Raw genomic sequence first — 15,055 nt, 5'->3', positions numbered from 1 at the left:
CGACGTGTATACAGGAATGTGAAAGCTGAAGCAGTTCTCCGGCTGCATCGGATGAGGCGTCGCGCAAGCCGGATCAGGCGTGTCGAGCGCGCCGTTGTGAGTCATCTAACGAACCCGCCAACGCAACGCTTCGTGTTGCTAGCGTGACCATGCGCTTGCGGCAGTCGGGGGCGGCTGCGGCAAGCGGCGGGTGGGGATCCCCGCACGGGGCCGGAGGGGGCGGGGCTGGGGCGAGCTCGGCCCCCTCTTGGCCCGGTCAACCAGCGACGAAGGTTTTGATGCTGTACGGCGGCAACTGGGTGTCGAAGGAGCCGTTCGCAATGGTGATGGTCGGGTCCGCGGCGAGCGTGCGGTTCGCGGTGGTCACCCAGGTTGAGACTGTCGTCGCTGTGGTGTCCTTGATGGTGAAGGGCTGTTGCACCGCGGACGCGTTCTTGTTGACGGCGATGACGACGATGCGGGATCCGTTCTTGAATGCGGTGATGAAGACGTTCGGCTCCGGTTTCGCGGTCGCGGTGATGCGGAGGTAGCCGGGCCGGACCCACTTCGAGAAGTGGGCCATGTTGGCACCGCGTTTGCTGATCCGGCCGTCCTCGCGCATCGGGCCGTAGGAGCGGCGGATGTACCACCACACGTACGTCTGGAACCGGCCGTCGACCAGCGCGCGGTGCATGTGCTCACCTACGTCGAGTGCCTGCGGCCAGAGGTCGCCCGAGTCGGCATTGCTGTTCGGGTGATAGACCTCCGTCATCCACAGCTCCTTGCCGGCGCCCTTCTCGCGGAACAGCGGGTAGGGGAGATCAGCGGACTGGGTGCCGTAAAGATGAGCGCCGAGGATGTCCACGTTCGCCAACGCATCGGGGTCCTGCAGGATCGGGTCGGAGGCGTTCTTGCGGTACTGGAACGACTCCGGCGCGATCACCCTGGTGTTGATCACGCCGGCGTTCTCCCGCAGGAACCTGACCATCTCGGCCGGTGTCCACGCCGTCCAGTCGTGCGCGTAGTCCGGCTCGTTCTGCACCGAGATCCCGTACAAGGTCGTCCCGTTGGTGCGCATGAAGGCGACGAAGTCGCTCAGGTGCTGCGCATAGGCGCCGTACGAGCTGTAGCGGAGCCGCTTTCCTCCGGAGAAGGTCTCGGTCATCGACGCCGGCGGGTTCCACGGCGAGGCGAAAACCTTGGCTCCGAGCTCACTGGCGCGCCGGGCGGTGGCGACCAGGCGACTCCAGTCATCGCGGTTCTCGGGGACCGGAATGCGCAGCACGGTGAAGCCCAGCTGCCCCGTGCCGTTGCCGAAGGCCGTTTCCCGCTGCTCGGCGGTGAGATCAGGGATCCAGATGGGATGGTTCATCCCGCCGAAGCCCTGGATCTTCTGCTGCACGATCGCCGGTTCGACGACGACCCGGGTCTGCGCTGCAGCCGGAGGTGCCGTCACCGCCAGCACTGGCAACGCGGCGCCCGCGGCCAGCAAGGACCGGCGACGCAAGAGAGGGGACTTGGAGTCATCGGGGTCCATGGTTACTCCACAAGCTCGGTCTGGGGCGGTGGCCGATGCGTCGAAGCGGTTCGACGGACTGCGCCCATGATGACCTGCGGAACCGCCGTTGAGAAGATCAGACGGGCGCCGCCGACGTGCTGGCTCGGGGGACAAGCGCGGCGGTCGGGACCTGGTGGGAGGTCGTCTGCCCGTCCTCGACGAGGTCCAGCATGGCCTGGGCTGCGCGCGCCCCGTAGTCGACGATGTCGCGGGCCAGCGCGGTGATGGAGGGATGTTGCACCAAGCAGAGCTGGGAATCGTCACCGGCTACGATCGAGAGTTGGCCGGGGACGGAGATGGCCAGCTCGTGAGCGACGCTGAGGGCGGCCACGGCCATCAGGTCGTTGTCGTAGGTGATCGCGGTCGGTCGGTCGGCGGTGGTCAACAGCCGGCGCGTGGCCTGAGCTCCTTCCTCCCAGGTGTAGTCGGTGCTGATCACCGGTGCTGATTCCAGGCCGTGACGCTCGGCCGCGGCCCGGAAGGCCGCCGTACGGATCTGGGTGTGCTCGAGGCTGGGCAGTCCGGCCACGCGCGCGATGCGGCGGTGCCCGATGGTGACGAGGTAGTCGACGACGGACTCGACCGCGGTTGCGTCGTCGCTCCAGACGGCCGGCAGGTCGAGGCCGTCCCGCGGACGGCCGATGATCACGCCGGGAACTCCGAGTTGGGCGAGGAGCTCGGGGCGCTGGTCCTGCGCCCAGAGGTCTGTCACCAGGATGCCGTCGATCCGGCGCTCGGCCCACCAGAAGCGGACGGCCTCATCGGCCGCGTCGTGGTCGGGGACGACCTGAAGCAGCAGCGCCGTCCGGTTCGCCGACAGGACGGACTCCACTCCGGAGATGAACTGCATGAAGAACGGCTCCATCCCGAGCACCCGCGCCGGGCGCGGAATGATCAGCCCGACCGCATTGACCCGGGCGCCGGTGAGCGAGCGGGCGGCGAGGCTCGGGCGCCAGCCGATCTCCTCGGCGATCGCGAGGATCTTGTCGCGCGTCGCGGTGGAGACACCGGGCCGCCCGTTGAGCGCGTACGACACCGCCCCGGTGGAGACACCGGCCTGGCTGGCGATGTCGGCGATGGTCGGTCGCTTGACCATGTCCCTCCTTCTGTCGGGCCCAGTAAAGCCAACCATCTCGGGTCAGCCGTACTTACTTTACTTAAGTCCTTAAGTGGAAAGCCCTTGCCTGAGGTCTTGACGAGCCCGAAGTGTCAGCCTACGGTCATCCGCAACTTACTTAAGCGGTTAATTTCAGAAGGAGCGCACGATGTTCCTCACGGTGCACAACAAGACCCGCGGACGGCGCCTGCTCGGCGTCACGGCAGTCGCCGCTGCCACCTCACTGCTGTTCGCAGCCTGCTCGGGAAACACCGCCGGCGGCGGGACGAAGGCCGACGCCAAGTCGTCGATCACCGTGGGGGGAGGCACGATCACCAAGAACTTCAACCCGTTCAGCACGACCGCGCTGCAGCCCACGCGGGGCGCGCTCTACGAGCCCCTCTACTGGTACAACTTCGCCAAGAAGTCGGATCCGACGCCGGTGCTGGCCAGTGGCTTCTCCTGGAACGACGCGGGCACCGAGCTCACCATCAAGACGCGTCCGGGCGTCAAGTGGAACGACGGTCAGCCGTTCACCGCGAAGGACGTGGCGTTCACGTTCAACCTGGTCGCGAAGACGCCGGCGCTGAACCCGTCGGGTCTGGCTGCCACCGCGAAGGCGACCGCGGACGACACCGCCGTACTGACCTTCAAGTCGAAGTCGCTGATGCAGGAGCCCGCGGTCCTGGCCAACCAGGCGATCGTGCCTGAGCACATCTGGAAGGACATCAAGGACCCGGTCACGAACCCCAATGACAACCCGGTCGGGACCGGCCCGTTCAAGCTCGGCGCTTTCAGCACCCAGAGCTACACCCTGCTGAAGAACGACTCGTACTGGGAAGCCGGCAAGCCCGCCATCAAGGAGGTCCGCTACATCCCGCTGGAAGCCGCGGACGCCGCAAGTGCCGCCCTGGTCGCGGGCAAGGTCGACTGGATCAGCGCCTATCTTCCGGGCGTCGACCAGATCATCAAGTCCAAGAAGGAGCTCACGTACGTCAACACCCCGGTGATGACGACCGTGATCGTGACGTGCGCGAACGCCGCTCGGGGATGCACCGGTCCGCAGACGGATCCGGCCGTACGCAAGGCGATCTACCACGGGATGAACCGCGAACAGCTCATCAAGCTCGCCGGTGGCGGGGTCGCGTCCGACGCGTCGCCGACGTTGCTGCTGCCCGGCCGGGACGACAGCTGGATCACCGACCCGGAACTCCAGAAGATTCCGTCGGCCGCCGATACGGCCGAGGCGAACAAGATTCTCGACGAGGCCGGCTGGGTCAAGGGCGCGGACGGGATCCGGGCCAAGGGCAACCAACGGCTGTCGCTGACGGTCCAGACGGTGACCGGGTGGAGCGACTACATCTCGATCAACGACACCCTGAAGCAGCAGCTCGCCCAGATCGGCATCGAGCTGAAGCCCAGCCAGGTCTCGTGGAACGAGTGGAACGCCGCCCAGACGAACGGGAAGTTCCAGCTCTCGCTCGACTCGATCGGGCTCGGCGCCTCGACCAATCCGTACTTCACCTACAACGGCAAGCTGGCCACCGAGAACACCGCGGATGTGGGCAAGTCCGCCAGCGCCGGGAACTTCGCCCGGTTCGCGGACCCGAAGGTCGACGCGGCGCTCAAGACCGCGGCCGGAACCTCCGACGAGGCGACACAGAAGGCGCAGTACGCCGAAATCCAGAAGGTCTTCGTCGACCAGATGCCGTACATCCCGGTCTACGTGAACTCGATGCTGACCGAGTTCAACACCTCCCGGGCGGCCGGCTGGCCGACCGAGGACAACCTCTACGCGGTGCCGGCGTCGTGGAAGGCCTGGGACCTCGGCGTGGTCCTCAAGACGATCACCCCCGCAGGCTGAGCTGTGCGGTACCTGGGGCAGAAGCTCGCCTTCTACGCCGTGGCGTGCTGGGCGGCACTCACGCTGAACTTCCTGATCCCGCGGCTGATGCCTGGCAATCCCGTCGACCTGATGCTGTCCAAGCTGGCGACGAAGGGACCTGTCACGCCGTCGACGCGGGCCGCGATCGAGGCAATGCTCGGGACCGAGTCGAACGTGTCACTGTGGCGCCAGTATCTGACCTACCTGCAACAGCTGGGCTCCGGTGAGTTGGGTACGTCGATCGCCTACTTCCCGACCCCCGTGTCCACGGTGATCGGCCAGACCCTGCCGTGGACCGTCGGGCTGATCGGGCTGGCCGCGGTGATGTCCTTCCTGATCGGGGTCATGCTCGGGCGCGCGGCCGGCTGGCGGCGCGGGTCCTGGGTCGACAACCTCATTCCGTTCACGACGATGCTGCAGTCCGTGCCGTACTTCTGGCTCGCCCTGCTGTTGCTGTTCCTGCTCGGTAGCACCTGGCCGGTCTTCCCACTCAGTGGTGGGTACGACGTCTACTCGGTCAGCCCGGGGTGGAGCCTCGCGTTCCTGCAGTCGGTGCTCTATCACGGTGCCCTGCCGGCGCTGACCATCGTGCTGTCCTCGATCGGCGGCTGGATGCTCGGGATGCGGAACATGATGGTGTCGACGCTCTCGGAGGACTACATCCTGACCGCCGAGGCCAAGGGGCTGACCCCGCGCCGGATCCGCTCCCGCTATGCCGCCCGGAACGCCGTACTGCCGTCGATCTCGGGGTTCGCGATCTCACTCGGCTTCGTGGTCGCGGGGTCGATCGTCACCGAGGCGGTGTTCTCCTACCCCGGCATCGGGTCCGCGCTACTGCTTGCCGTCGGCAACAACGACTACGCGCTGATGCAAGGAGTGTTCCTGATCATCACGCTCGCGGTCCTCGGCGCGAACCTGCTCGTCGATCTCCTGTACGGCGTCATCGATCCGCGCACCCGCGCGCGCTCCTGAAGGGGGTTTGAGCCTTGCCACCGATGACTTTGAAACTGGGGATCGGCCTGGCGCTGACCGGCCTGATCACGCTGTTCGGGCTGATCGGCCCGTTCCTGGTCGGCGATCCGTCGGCCGTCCGGGATCTCGGCCTGACGGCACCGGGGAGCGGATTCATCCTGGGCACGACCCAGACCGGCCAGGACGTCTTCGCCCAGCTCGCCTACGCGACCCGCGGTTCGCTGACCATCGGCGTCGTGGTCGGCGCCATCACGCTGGTCCTGTCGGCCTTCTTCGGGGTGGTCGGCGCGTTCGTCGGCGGCTGGGTGGACGAAGCGTTCTCGCTGTTCACCAACGTCATGCTGGTGATCCCGGGACTGCCGCTCGTCATCGTCATCTCGAGTTATGTCCCGAACAAGTCCGTCTGGCTGGTCGCCGTCGTACTCGCCATCACCAGCTGGGCCGGATCGGCCCGCGTACTGCGCGGGTTCACGCTCAGCGTGCGCAGCCGCGACTACGTGCTGGCGTCGCGGGTGAGCGGGGAACGGCGATGGCGGATCCTGCTGGTCGAGATCCTGCCGAACCTGATTCCGCTGCTCGCCTCGCAGGTCGTCTTCGCAGTGATCTTCGCAATCCTCGGTGAGGCCGGCCTGTCCTTCCTAGGGCTCGGTGCCTCCGGATCCTTCACCTGGGGAACGATGCTCTTCTACGCACAGAACGGGCTGTCACTGCGGCTCGGCGCCTGGTGGTGGTTCGTACCGCCCGGCCTGGCGATCGCACTCTTCGGGGCCGCGTTGTCGCTGATCAACTTCTCGATCGACGAGATCATCAACCCGAAGCTGCGCTCGCAGACCCGCGCCGACCGCAAACGCTGGGGCATGACCCGGGAGCAGCTGAAGCAGGCCAGAGAGGCAACCACATGACCGCACCGGCCGTGCTCACGATCGAGAACCTGAGCATCGATTACCTCGCCGAGACCACGGTGGAAGCGGTCCGCGACGTGTCGCTGAAGCTGTATCGCGGTGAGATCCTCGGCCTGGCCGGCGAGAGTGGATGTGGCAAGTCCACGCTCGCGTACGGGATCACGCGGCTGCTGAAACCGCCGGCGTTCATCACCTCCGGCCGGGTCCTGTTCTCGTCGCGGGAGGGCTACGACCTGGATCTGTCGGAGCTGAACGGCGATGACCTGCGGGCCTTTCGCTGGGACAAGATCGCCATGGTCTTCCAGGGCGCGATGAACTCCCTCAATCCGGTACTGCGGATCTCGGAGCAGCTGGAGGACGTGTTCAGCACGCATCGTCCGGGGATGACGAAGGCCGAGCGGCGCCGGCGGTGTGGGGAACTGCTCGAACGCGTCGGCGTCGACCGCGACCGTCTTCGGGCCTACCCGCACGAGTTGTCCGGCGGGATGCGGCAGCGCGTGATGATCGCGATGGCACTCGCCCTCGAGCCGCAGGTACTCGTGATGGACGAGCCGACCACCGCGCTCGACGTGGTGGTCCAGCGCGAGATCCTGCAGGAGATCACCGAACTGCGGGCGGAGCTCGGGTTCGCGGTCATCTTCATCACTCACGATCTGCCGTTGCTGCTGGAGATCAGCGATCGGATCGCGGTCATGCGGGCCGGGCAGATCGTCGAACTCGACGAGGCACCGGTTCTCTACACACAGCCGAAACACCCGTACACCCGGCGCCTGTTGTCGTCGTTCCCCAGTCTCACCGGAGATCGCGGCGACTTCATCCGCACCGGAACACTCGCCGAGGAGGTGCCGAGCCGATGACTGTGCTGGAACTGCGGGACGTGGTGAAGGAGTACAAGTTGCGCGACGGCTGGCAGACCCGGAAGCTGCGCGCGGTCGACCAGGTCAGCTTCCGGTTGGAGCCGGGGCGGACGATCGCGCTGGTCGGGCAATCAGGTTCGGGAAAGTCGACGATTGCCAAGCTGCTCATGCAGCTCGAACGGCCGACGACCGGCGAGATCCTGGTCGACGGCGAGCCGATGGCCTATCGCGGTGCGCGCGCCGCGGCGTACCGGAAGGCCGTTCAGATGGTGTTCCAGGATCCGTTCGCTTCGTTGAACCCGTATCACTCGGTCGGGCATCACCTCGCACGTCCGATCCGGTTGCACCATCCGGGGTTGTCGCGCGATCAAGTGGATGAGCGGGTGACGGAGTTGCTGCATCGGGTGCGCCTCGACGCGGACTTCGTGCAGCGCAAGCCGCACGAGTTGTCGGGCGGCCAGCGCCAGCGCGTCGCGATCGCCCGTGCCCTCGCGCCGTCGCCGGGGATCCTGGTGGCCGACGAGCCGGTGTCGATGCTCGACGTCTCGATCCGGCTCGGGGTGCTCAACCTGCTGGCGACACTGCAGCGCGAGGAGAACCTCGGTGTCCTCTACATCACTCACGATCTGGCGACCGCGCGGCATTTCAGCGACGAGATCATGGTCCTGTACCGCGGTGAGGTGGTCGAGCACGGCCCGGCCGACGACGTGATCCTCAATCCGCAGCACGAGTACACCCGGCTGCTCGCCGAGGCCGCGCCCGATCCGGAACGCCGCCTCGCTCAGCTTCGGCGCTGACCTGCTTCCACCACTCTTCAGGAGTTTCGCTTGCGTACAGACCTGCTTCACGACGGCTGGACCGTCGCAGGATCGGATGGTGTCGGGCCGATACCGGCGGAGGTGCCTGGCAGCGTTCACACCGATCTCCTGGCGGCTGGGATCATTCCGGATCCGTACCTCGCTGCGAACGAGGCCGAGTTGCGGTGGATGTTCGACGTCGACTGGCGGTACCGGCGTCCGCTCACACTCCGGCCGGCCGTGCTGGGGGAGCGGGTCGAGCTCGTGTTCGACGGGCTCGACACCGTCGCGACCATCGCGCTTGGTGGAGCCGAACTCGGGCGTACGGCGAACATGCATCGCTCGTACCGTTTCGACGTGACGGCTCTTGCCGACGGCATCGAACGCGAGCTGGTCGTCGACCTCACTTCAGCGACCAACTACGCGACCGAGCAACGGGATCGCCTCGCCAACCGCCCGAGCCCGTACGGTACGCCGTTCCAGTTCGTGCGCAAGATGGCGTGCAGCTTCGGCTGGGACTGGGGACCGGATCTGCGCACGGCAGGGATCTGGAAAGGCGTGCGGGTCGAGCGTTGGCACACGGCACGCATCGCGCAGGTGCGACCGCTGGTCTCTGTGGACCTCGGGCCCGACGAGACGCTGGCGCCGCGGCAGCCCGTCGCGCCCGGCCGCGTCGAGACCTACATCGAGCTCGAACGCTCCGGCGCCGCGGAAACGACGTTGCTCGTCGTCGCCGAGGTTGTCGCGGCGGGCCGAAGTCACCGCGGTACGGCGATGGTCGGGCCGGGCGAAACCACGGCGGTCGTGGCGATCGACGTACCGGATGCACCTGTGTGGTGGCCTGCCGGGTACGGCGATCAGCCGCTCGCCGACCTGGTGGTTACCGTCGTCGGCGACGGGTCGCACCCGCTCGATCGATGGGAGCGCCGGATCGGGTTCCGGACCGTCGCCGTGGACACGTCCGAGGACGAATTCGGCTCGGCGTTCACCTTGGTGGTCAACGGACGACCGGTCTTCGTGAAGGGCGTCAACTGGATCCCGGACGACCACTTCGTCACCCGCATCACGCGCGACCGGCTGGCGACCCGTCTCGACCAGGCGGCCGACGCCCACGTGAACCTCGTGCGGATCTGGGGTGGTGGACTCTATGAGTCGGACGATTTCTACTCGCTGTGTGACGAGCGCGGAATGCTTGTCTGGCAGGACTTCCTCCTGGCCTGTGCCGCCTATCCCGAGGAAGAACCGCTCCGGGGCGAGATCGAGGCGGAAGCGCGGGAGAACATCGTCCGGCTGATGCCGCATCCGTCGCTCGTCGTCTGGAACGGCGGCAACGAGAACCTGTGGGGACATGAGGACTGGGGCTGGAAGGACTCTCTCCGGCAGCCGGACGGGACCAGTCTGAGCTGGGGTGAGCACTATGCCCGTGAGCTGTTCCCTCGTCTGGTGCGTGAGCTCGACCCGACCCGTCCGTACACCGACAACAGTCCGTCCAGTCCCGACCGCCTGCATCCGAACGATCCTGACCGCGGTACGCATCATCAGTGGGAGGTCTGGAACCGGGTCGACTACTCGGTCTACCGCAGCGAGGTGCCGCGGTTCTGCTCGGAGTTCGGCTTCCAGGGGCCGCCGAACTGGCGCACTCTCCACGACTGGGTTGGAGGTGCGCTGACGAAGGACGATCCCGTGTTCCTGGTGCACCAGAAGGCCGACGACGGCAACGGCAAACTCGACCGCGGGATGGCGCCGCACCTCGGCGTACCGGATGACTTCACCGACTGGCACTGGGCGACTCAGCTCAACCAGGCCCATGCCGTTGCCTACGGCATCGAACACTACCGATCCTGGTGGCCGCGCACGGCGGGCTCGATCGTCTGGCAGCTGAACGACTGCTGGCCGGTGACCTCCTGGTCCGCGATCGACTCCGAGCAGCGCCTCAAGCCACTGTGGTTCGCACTGAGAGACGCCTATGCACCACGGCTGTTGACCGTGGTCGACCGTGCGGGCGTGCTGTCGGTTGCCGTGGTCAACGACACCGACGAGCCGCTCGAAGGCGCCCTCCGGATCAGCCGGCAGAAGTTCGACGGCGCCGTACTGGCCGACGCGTCACTAGCGGTCGCGGTCGGACCGCGCGCCGTACAAGTGCTTGCACTACCCGACGAGGTGGCCGCGGCGGACGACGAACAGCGAGAGACCTTGATCGGCTCGCTCGGCGACCTGTCGTTCGCTCACCTCTTCGTCGAAGTAGTGGACGCCGACCTCGACCCCGCGCCGCTCGACGCTCAAGTGGTAAGCATCGACAACGGTTATCGCGTGGACGTCACCGCGCGCAGCCTGGCGATCGCCATCCACCTGCACGCTGACCGCATCGCCGCCGACGCCACCGTCGACCGCGGATTGGTGAACCTGCCAGCCGGCGGTACGGCGTCCTTCGTGGTGACGACAGCCTCCCCGAGCCTCGGGGTCGACATCACCGCAGCACCGGTACTCCGTACCGCCAACGATCTGACAGGACAGAACTAGGCCCTTCGAGTGTCGACGAAGATGGGGTTGGCGTAGAACCAGAGATCTTCCCAGGGGTTGGCGTTTCCGAGCACGTCCATGACCGGTCCGGCGGGGTCGACGGACGCGCCGTACGGGCCGGGTGCGTTGCGTTTGCCATCGGTGCCGCGGAGCCGGAAGTAGCAAGGCCCGTCGACCTCGACGGTGTGGGACAGCGTCAGGGTGCCGCCGGTCTGGGTGACGTCCCAGGACTTGATGACGCGCGCGCCGGGCGCGGTCATGGTGTCGGGGTCGGTGACCGGGCCGGTCACGGTGCCCATGATGAGGTCGACGCGCGCGAGGGCGGGATGGAGTTGTGCGTAGTTGCCGCCTTCGGTGAGCTCGATCTCGACGGACAACCGGACCGAGGACCCGCGCTTGGCGCTGATCCGTCCACCCAGCGGGGCCTCCTGGCCGGTGCTGGTGGAGCGCAGGCGGACGTCGAGACCGGAGATGAGGTCGCCGTGGCAGGCCCAGATCCGGCCGGCTCGGATCCCGTTCATCACCTCGCGATGCCCGCGACCGGCCGCGCCGACCCAGGTCTTGGAGTAGGCGCCGGGCGGGAAGCCGCCGTACGTCGTGACCGGCCGGCCGACACCGACCGGGTCGGGGAACTTGCCGGTGGTCATGAAGGTGCGGCCGCTCGCGTCGTACGGCGTGGTGTCGTAGGAGCTCTGGTCGAGTGGGTCGACCGGGTTCCGCACCCAGTCGCCGCAGGCCTGATGTCCGTCGGAGCTGACGGTGATCCAGAACGGTTTGCCCTCGGCGAGCAGTGAGTCCCAGACGCCGCCGACGGTCGCCGTCATCCAGTCGAAGCCGCCATGGGTGCGGTACGCCTCCTTGGGGAGGCCTGGGAACGAGTAGGTGCTGGGCGCGCTGTCGTATAGGCCGCGGCCGCGACCCATCCCGGGGGCCGGTAGCCCGGCGGCCTGGTGACCGGGAGCGCCTTCCATGCCGAGGACGATGCCGGGCGCGGCGTCGCGCCAGGCACGAAGCTCGTGGGGCGAGTCGATGCCGAGGCGGCACGGATGGTTCGCCAGCACGAGGGCGTCCGGGATCCGCCCGTCGCGCACACCGCCGTACAGGAACTTGATGGCTTCGATCGCCAGGGCCTCGTTGGTCGGAGTTCCGTCTCGGCTGTTCGTGACGCGAGCGTCGTACTTGCTGACGAACTGGTTCAGGAACGCGGCCTCGTCCTTGCCCGGGGCAAGCATCAAGGTGGCGTGCTCGGCGCCGGGCATGTTCCACTCCATGCCGAGGAAGACCAGGATGTCGTCGAGGTTGGCCTTGCGCGCCTCCCGGACGTCGGCGGCGAGCATCGGCACGCTGTACGACGAGAAGGCCGCGTTGCCGTGATCGGTGATCACCATCCAGTCGAGGCCGTGATCGATCGCGCGCTGGACCTGGTCGTCGACCCGGAACATGGCGTCGTTGCTGTACTGGCTGTGCAGGTGATGGTCCCCGGCCAGCCAGACGTAGCCGCCGCGTCGCGGCCGGTGGCCGGCCTCACGCGGCGCCGCCTCCGCCGGTGTGCCGAGCAGACTTGCTGCGGCCACACCGGCACTTGTGAGTCCCGCGCCGCGCAGGAAGGTCCGCCGTGGACTGCCGGTTGCTGCGCGGGAATCGGTGCTGTCAGTCATCTGGGTAGGTACCCTTTCGCCCGTCAGGGCTGGTAGATCACGCCGAGTTTGTCCACTCCGTCACCGGACCGTCCGGTGAAACCGGTGATCTGCCATCCGGCCGGAGCTGCGTAGGTGACCGAGTCGCTGGTCGGAGTGCCGGCCGACAGAGTGCGGCCGGTGCTGGTGAGGATGGCCGCCGAGAAGAGCCTGGTGCGCTGGTTGTACTTGCCTTGCGTCAAGGTGATCCGGACGATGCGTTCGTTCGGGGCGAGCGTCAGTTCGACCGGTGTCCCGCCGCTGCCGCCGTGGCTCAGGACGGTCCCGTTGGCCAGCGTCAGCCCGACCCGGTCCAGGCGTGCGCCGCCACTCAGCTGCACGGATCGAACACCGGCGACGCGATCCACGTCGGTGAACGGCGTTCCATGCGGGCCGCCGTACTGGTCGCTCATCCGGAGCTGGTCGTTGAGGGACCAGTTGAACCGGACCAGGTGCGGATAGTGGTCCGACAACGGCTTGCCGGCGCTGTCGAGGAACTTCTGGTTCTCGTTGTTGTACTGGGTTGCGATGAGGTTGATGAACCTGTTGCCGCGGTAGAGAACCTTGTCGACCACCTCACAGGAGCCCGTCACCGCGTTCGGGTCGCACACCAGCGGGGGACTGCCGAGCGGCGGAGCCTGGCCGCCGCGGACAAGCTGAACCCACGCGTCGGTCAGGCCGGCGCCGCTGACGAGCTCGCGGATGTTGTCCTCGGTCCTGGTGTACCGAGTGTTGGTGTCACCCATCACGATCACCGCGTTGCCGGCCGAGTTGGCGGCGATGAACTGGGTCAGCTGAGTGATGTTGGCCCGGCGGGCCACCAGGTCAGCCGGCTCAGTGCCCGCATTCGGGTGCAGGTTGTAGAGATCGACGTACACCCCCTCGGCCAGCCGGATCCGGTTGAGGCTGAATCCCTTGGGAGTCAGGCAGTCCGTGCCGTTGCACTTCGACCACTTGACCCGATCGAAGTCGTCGAACGGAAACCGCGACAAGGTGTTGAGACCATCCCCGAACGGGACGCCGCCACTGGTCGCCGTACGGTAGGGGTGATTGTCACCCGCGTAGAGCGCGGCATGGTAGTTGAAGTCCTCCTGCACAGTAACCACGTCGTACTCGGCCAACCGCGGACTGATCAGGGGAGTGTTCTTCTCTGGATCACCCGACGAGATCCCGTCAGGCAACCCAGCCACGTTGTAGGTCAGAACCGAGAACGAATTCACCGCTGCCTCGGCCGCCGGAGCAGTCGCGGCGAGGCCGCCGGCAGTCAGCAGTACCGCTGTCAGACCGGCCAGGATCGATGTGCGCATCTAGCTGTCCCCCTGTGTTGGAACTGGGCGTGAACCACACGATGTTCACGTTAACTTTCCAGCCCTCACAGGGCAATGACCGATCCGCGAACAACAGGTTTCACTTCATCGCGTTGATGACAGCCTTGCTGTGTACCGGTTGTTCGACGAGTCGGCCAAGGTCTTGTCGATCGAGCCGTACTCGCCGACTGTCACCGGACAGCCGCGGACGACGAACGTGTCGCTCAGCGGAATGCTCAACGCGGTAGGCTCAGGCGGCCAACTCGAAGGGAGCGAGCTACTTAGACATTGGCGACGACTGGAACGGGTTGGTCGCACGGGGCTGGATCCCTGGGCTCTCAACCAACACTTCTTGGACGGCCGCATCGCCGCCGGCGACAGGATTTGCTGTCGGTGCCGACGGGCGACATGCTCCCAGGGAGCTACCTCGCGCGGGAGATCCAGTACTTGATGAGTAAGGGGTATCGGTGAGTGAACCAATGGTCGCTCAGACCAGGAGGCTGACATGACGCTCATCCTCGCGTTCATCGCAACGCACATGGGTTTCCTCTGGGACCAAGCGCGCTTCCGCATCGCCGGATCCGAAGTCACGACGTACAACGGAGGCGACGCGTTGCTCTTGGTCGAATCAGATGTCGTCCGCCTCCGGTTCGTGAGGGACCGCGGCCAGCTTCTCCTGGACTTTCAGCCGGCCACAGGCGGTATATCGGAATGGTTCTCGGTGGATCTCATCCGTCGTCTCATGCTCGGCCAACCTGAGAGCTCTGGGCTGCTCGATGAGGGCTACGCGGCTTTCATTGGGCAGCACCTGGACGCCATCGAGGGGCGTTTCAGACCAGAGCGATGGGCGGAAACCCACGCCGAGCTCAAGGCACTGAAAGTCAAGCGCGCCAAGGAGCTATTCGGCTGAAGCGAGTCGCCGCCGGACTGATCACCGCTCTGCTCGATTGGCTGCACAGGGGGTGCCCCGGCGTCACCGACCGAGCGGCAAGTGCGGCGGGGTGTGTTCGTGGCCGTGCGTGTGTTCGTGGTGGCCGGTGCCCGGCGGGGTCGTGGGGTCGACGTAAGGGATCACGGTGCTCCTGGCTGGTGCGGCCGGCATGGTGTTCGGGCGATCAGAGTGTGATGCTCCGTCAGCGCCTGCGCCTCTCGAAACAGGCCACGGCGTGATGTGTTGTGAGGTCCGGGCGAGAGATCGGTCGGCAGTGACTCGACGGCGCTACAAGAGGTGACCATCATCGTCCCCGCGCCGATCGGCTCAGCGTCGTACCGCAGGAGACCAAGGGATTCGTTGAGGAAATTCTCCGATTCCCCTCCCAATCAGGGATGCGGTGCGCTCCGGATCGACTTCGTGCCGATCGCTGAAGTCACTGTGCGATGAAGCCATCCGAGAGCAGCGAACCGGTACTCGAGCTTCACGAACTCAGACGTATCCAGCACAGCTGATATGTATGCCCGCTTGGTCACCGGCGTCGACCCGACACCTCCTGACCACCGCCTCCTGGC

The 15,055-nt window shown here is 66.5% G+C and carries 12 protein-coding genes; 7 read left to right on the top strand and 5 right to left on the bottom strand.

What is annotated here, in order from left to right; all coding sequences use genetic code 11:
* Positions 1-256: 256 nt before the first annotated feature.
* Positions 257-1,516, bottom strand: coding sequence for a glucuronoxylanase (locus ACFTSF_RS11465; RefSeq protein ID WP_380153743.1), 1,260 nt, complete (start codon positions 1,514-1,516; stop codon positions 257-259).
* Positions 1,517-1,613: 97 nt separating this feature from the next.
* The gene (locus tag ACFTSF_RS11460; RefSeq protein ID WP_380153742.1) at positions 1,614-2,633 is read right to left on the bottom strand and encodes a LacI family DNA-binding transcriptional regulator; all 1,020 of its coding nucleotides are present in this window, start codon (positions 2,631-2,633) and stop codon (positions 1,614-1,616) included.
* 169 nt (positions 2,634-2,802) lie between these two features.
* Here ACFTSF_RS11460 and ACFTSF_RS11455 point away from each other — a divergent pair, with 169 nt between their 5' ends.
* Genes ACFTSF_RS11455 through ACFTSF_RS11430 form a run of 6 tightly spaced genes read left to right on the top strand, consistent with a single transcriptional unit; the run spans position 2,803 to position 10,566 of the window.
* The gene (locus ACFTSF_RS11455) at positions 2,803-4,497 is read left to right on the top strand and encodes an ABC transporter substrate-binding protein (protein ID WP_380153741.1); all 1,695 of its coding nucleotides are present in this window, start codon (positions 2,803-2,805) and stop codon (positions 4,495-4,497) included.
* A 3-nt stretch (positions 4,498-4,500) separates the two neighbouring features.
* Positions 4,501-5,490 carry an ABC transporter permease gene (locus ACFTSF_RS11450; RefSeq protein ID WP_380153740.1) on the top strand — a complete coding sequence of 330 codons (990 nt, stop codon included), beginning with the start codon at positions 4,501-4,503 and terminating at the stop codon, positions 5,488-5,490.
* Positions 5,491-5,513: 23 nt separating this feature from the next.
* Entirely contained in the window at positions 5,514-6,392 is an 879-nt protein-coding gene (locus tag ACFTSF_RS11445) for an ABC transporter permease (RefSeq protein ID WP_380153739.1), read from the top strand.
* Positions 6,389-7,249, top strand: coding sequence for an ABC transporter ATP-binding protein (locus tag ACFTSF_RS11440; protein ID WP_380153738.1), 861 nt, complete (start codon positions 6,389-6,391; stop codon positions 7,247-7,249). Before ACFTSF_RS11445 ends, ACFTSF_RS11440 begins: the two co-directional genes overlap by 4 nt.
* Positions 7,246-8,046 (top strand): ABC transporter ATP-binding protein, encoded by an 801-nt coding sequence (locus ACFTSF_RS11435; protein ID WP_380153737.1) that lies wholly within the window; start codon positions 7,246-7,248, stop codon positions 8,044-8,046. Before ACFTSF_RS11440 ends, ACFTSF_RS11435 begins: the two co-directional genes overlap by 4 nt.
* Before the next feature lie 30 nt (positions 8,047-8,076).
* Positions 8,077-10,566: a glycoside hydrolase family 2 protein gene (locus ACFTSF_RS11430; RefSeq protein WP_380153736.1), complete on the top strand. Its 2,490-nt coding sequence runs from the start codon at positions 8,077-8,079 to the stop codon at positions 10,564-10,566.
* Here the strand turns inward: ACFTSF_RS11430 and ACFTSF_RS11425 are convergent.
* The 3 genes from ACFTSF_RS11425 to ACFTSF_RS11415 all read right to left on the bottom strand — a co-directional run bounded on the left by ACFTSF_RS11425 (position 10,563) and on the right by ACFTSF_RS11415 (position 13,789).
* Positions 10,563-12,224 carry a PHP domain-containing protein gene (locus ACFTSF_RS11425; protein ID WP_380153735.1) on the bottom strand — a complete coding sequence of 554 codons (1,662 nt, stop codon included), beginning with the start codon at positions 12,222-12,224 and terminating at the stop codon, positions 10,563-10,565. The genes ACFTSF_RS11430 and ACFTSF_RS11425 overlap by 4 nt on opposite strands.
* A gap of 23 nt (positions 12,225-12,247) precedes the next feature.
* On the bottom strand, positions 12,248-13,549 hold the full coding sequence (locus ACFTSF_RS11420; RefSeq protein ID WP_380153734.1) for a jacalin-like lectin: 1,302 nt from the start codon (positions 13,547-13,549) through the stop codon (positions 12,248-12,250).
* Positions 13,550-13,654: 105 nt separating this feature from the next.
* A complete protein-coding gene (locus ACFTSF_RS11415; protein ID WP_380153733.1) occupies positions 13,655-13,789 on the bottom strand; it encodes a hypothetical protein in 135 nt (44 codons plus the stop codon).
* A gap of 265 nt (positions 13,790-14,054) precedes the next feature.
* Here ACFTSF_RS11415 and ACFTSF_RS11410 point away from each other — a divergent pair, with 265 nt between their 5' ends.
* Positions 14,055-14,459, top strand: a complete 405-nt coding sequence (locus ACFTSF_RS11410; RefSeq protein WP_380153732.1) for a hypothetical protein — start codon at positions 14,055-14,057, stop codon at positions 14,457-14,459.
* Positions 14,460-15,055 lie beyond the last annotated feature (596 nt).

It is taken from the genome of Kribbella sp. NPDC056951, assembly GCF_042674205.1.
Taxonomy (GTDB): domain Bacteria; phylum Actinomycetota; class Actinomycetes; order Propionibacteriales; family Kribbellaceae; genus Kribbella; species Kribbella yunnanensis.
Note: the sequence above shows the minus strand (reverse complement) of the source record. Positions and strands in the feature narration are given on the sequence as shown.

Coding starts and splice junctions, on each gene's coding strand:
- ACFTSF_RS11465 (WP_380153743.1), bottom strand. CDS start 1,516: ATGGACCCCGATGACTCCAAGTCCCCTCTCTTGCGTCGCCGGTCCTTG.
- ACFTSF_RS11460 (WP_380153742.1), bottom strand. CDS start 2,633: ATGGTCAAGCGACCGACCATCGCCGACATCGCCAGCCAGGCCGGTGTC.
- ACFTSF_RS11455 (WP_380153741.1), top strand. CDS start 2,803: ATGTTCCTCACGGTGCACAACAAGACCCGCGGACGGCGCCTGCTCGGC.
- ACFTSF_RS11445 (WP_380153739.1), top strand. CDS start 5,514: ATGACTTTGAAACTGGGGATCGGCCTGGCGCTGACCGGCCTGATCACG.
- ACFTSF_RS11440 (WP_380153738.1), top strand. CDS start 6,389: ATGACCGCACCGGCCGTGCTCACGATCGAGAACCTGAGCATCGATTAC.
- ACFTSF_RS11435 (WP_380153737.1), top strand. CDS start 7,246: ATGACTGTGCTGGAACTGCGGGACGTGGTGAAGGAGTACAAGTTGCGC.
- ACFTSF_RS11425 (WP_380153735.1), bottom strand. CDS start 12,224: ATGACTGACAGCACCGATTCCCGCGCAGCAACCGGCAGTCCACGGCGG.
- ACFTSF_RS11420 (WP_380153734.1), bottom strand. CDS start 13,549: ATGCGCACATCGATCCTGGCCGGTCTGACAGCGGTACTGCTGACTGCC.
- ACFTSF_RS11410 (WP_380153732.1), top strand. CDS start 14,055: ATGACGCTCATCCTCGCGTTCATCGCAACGCACATGGGTTTCCTCTGG.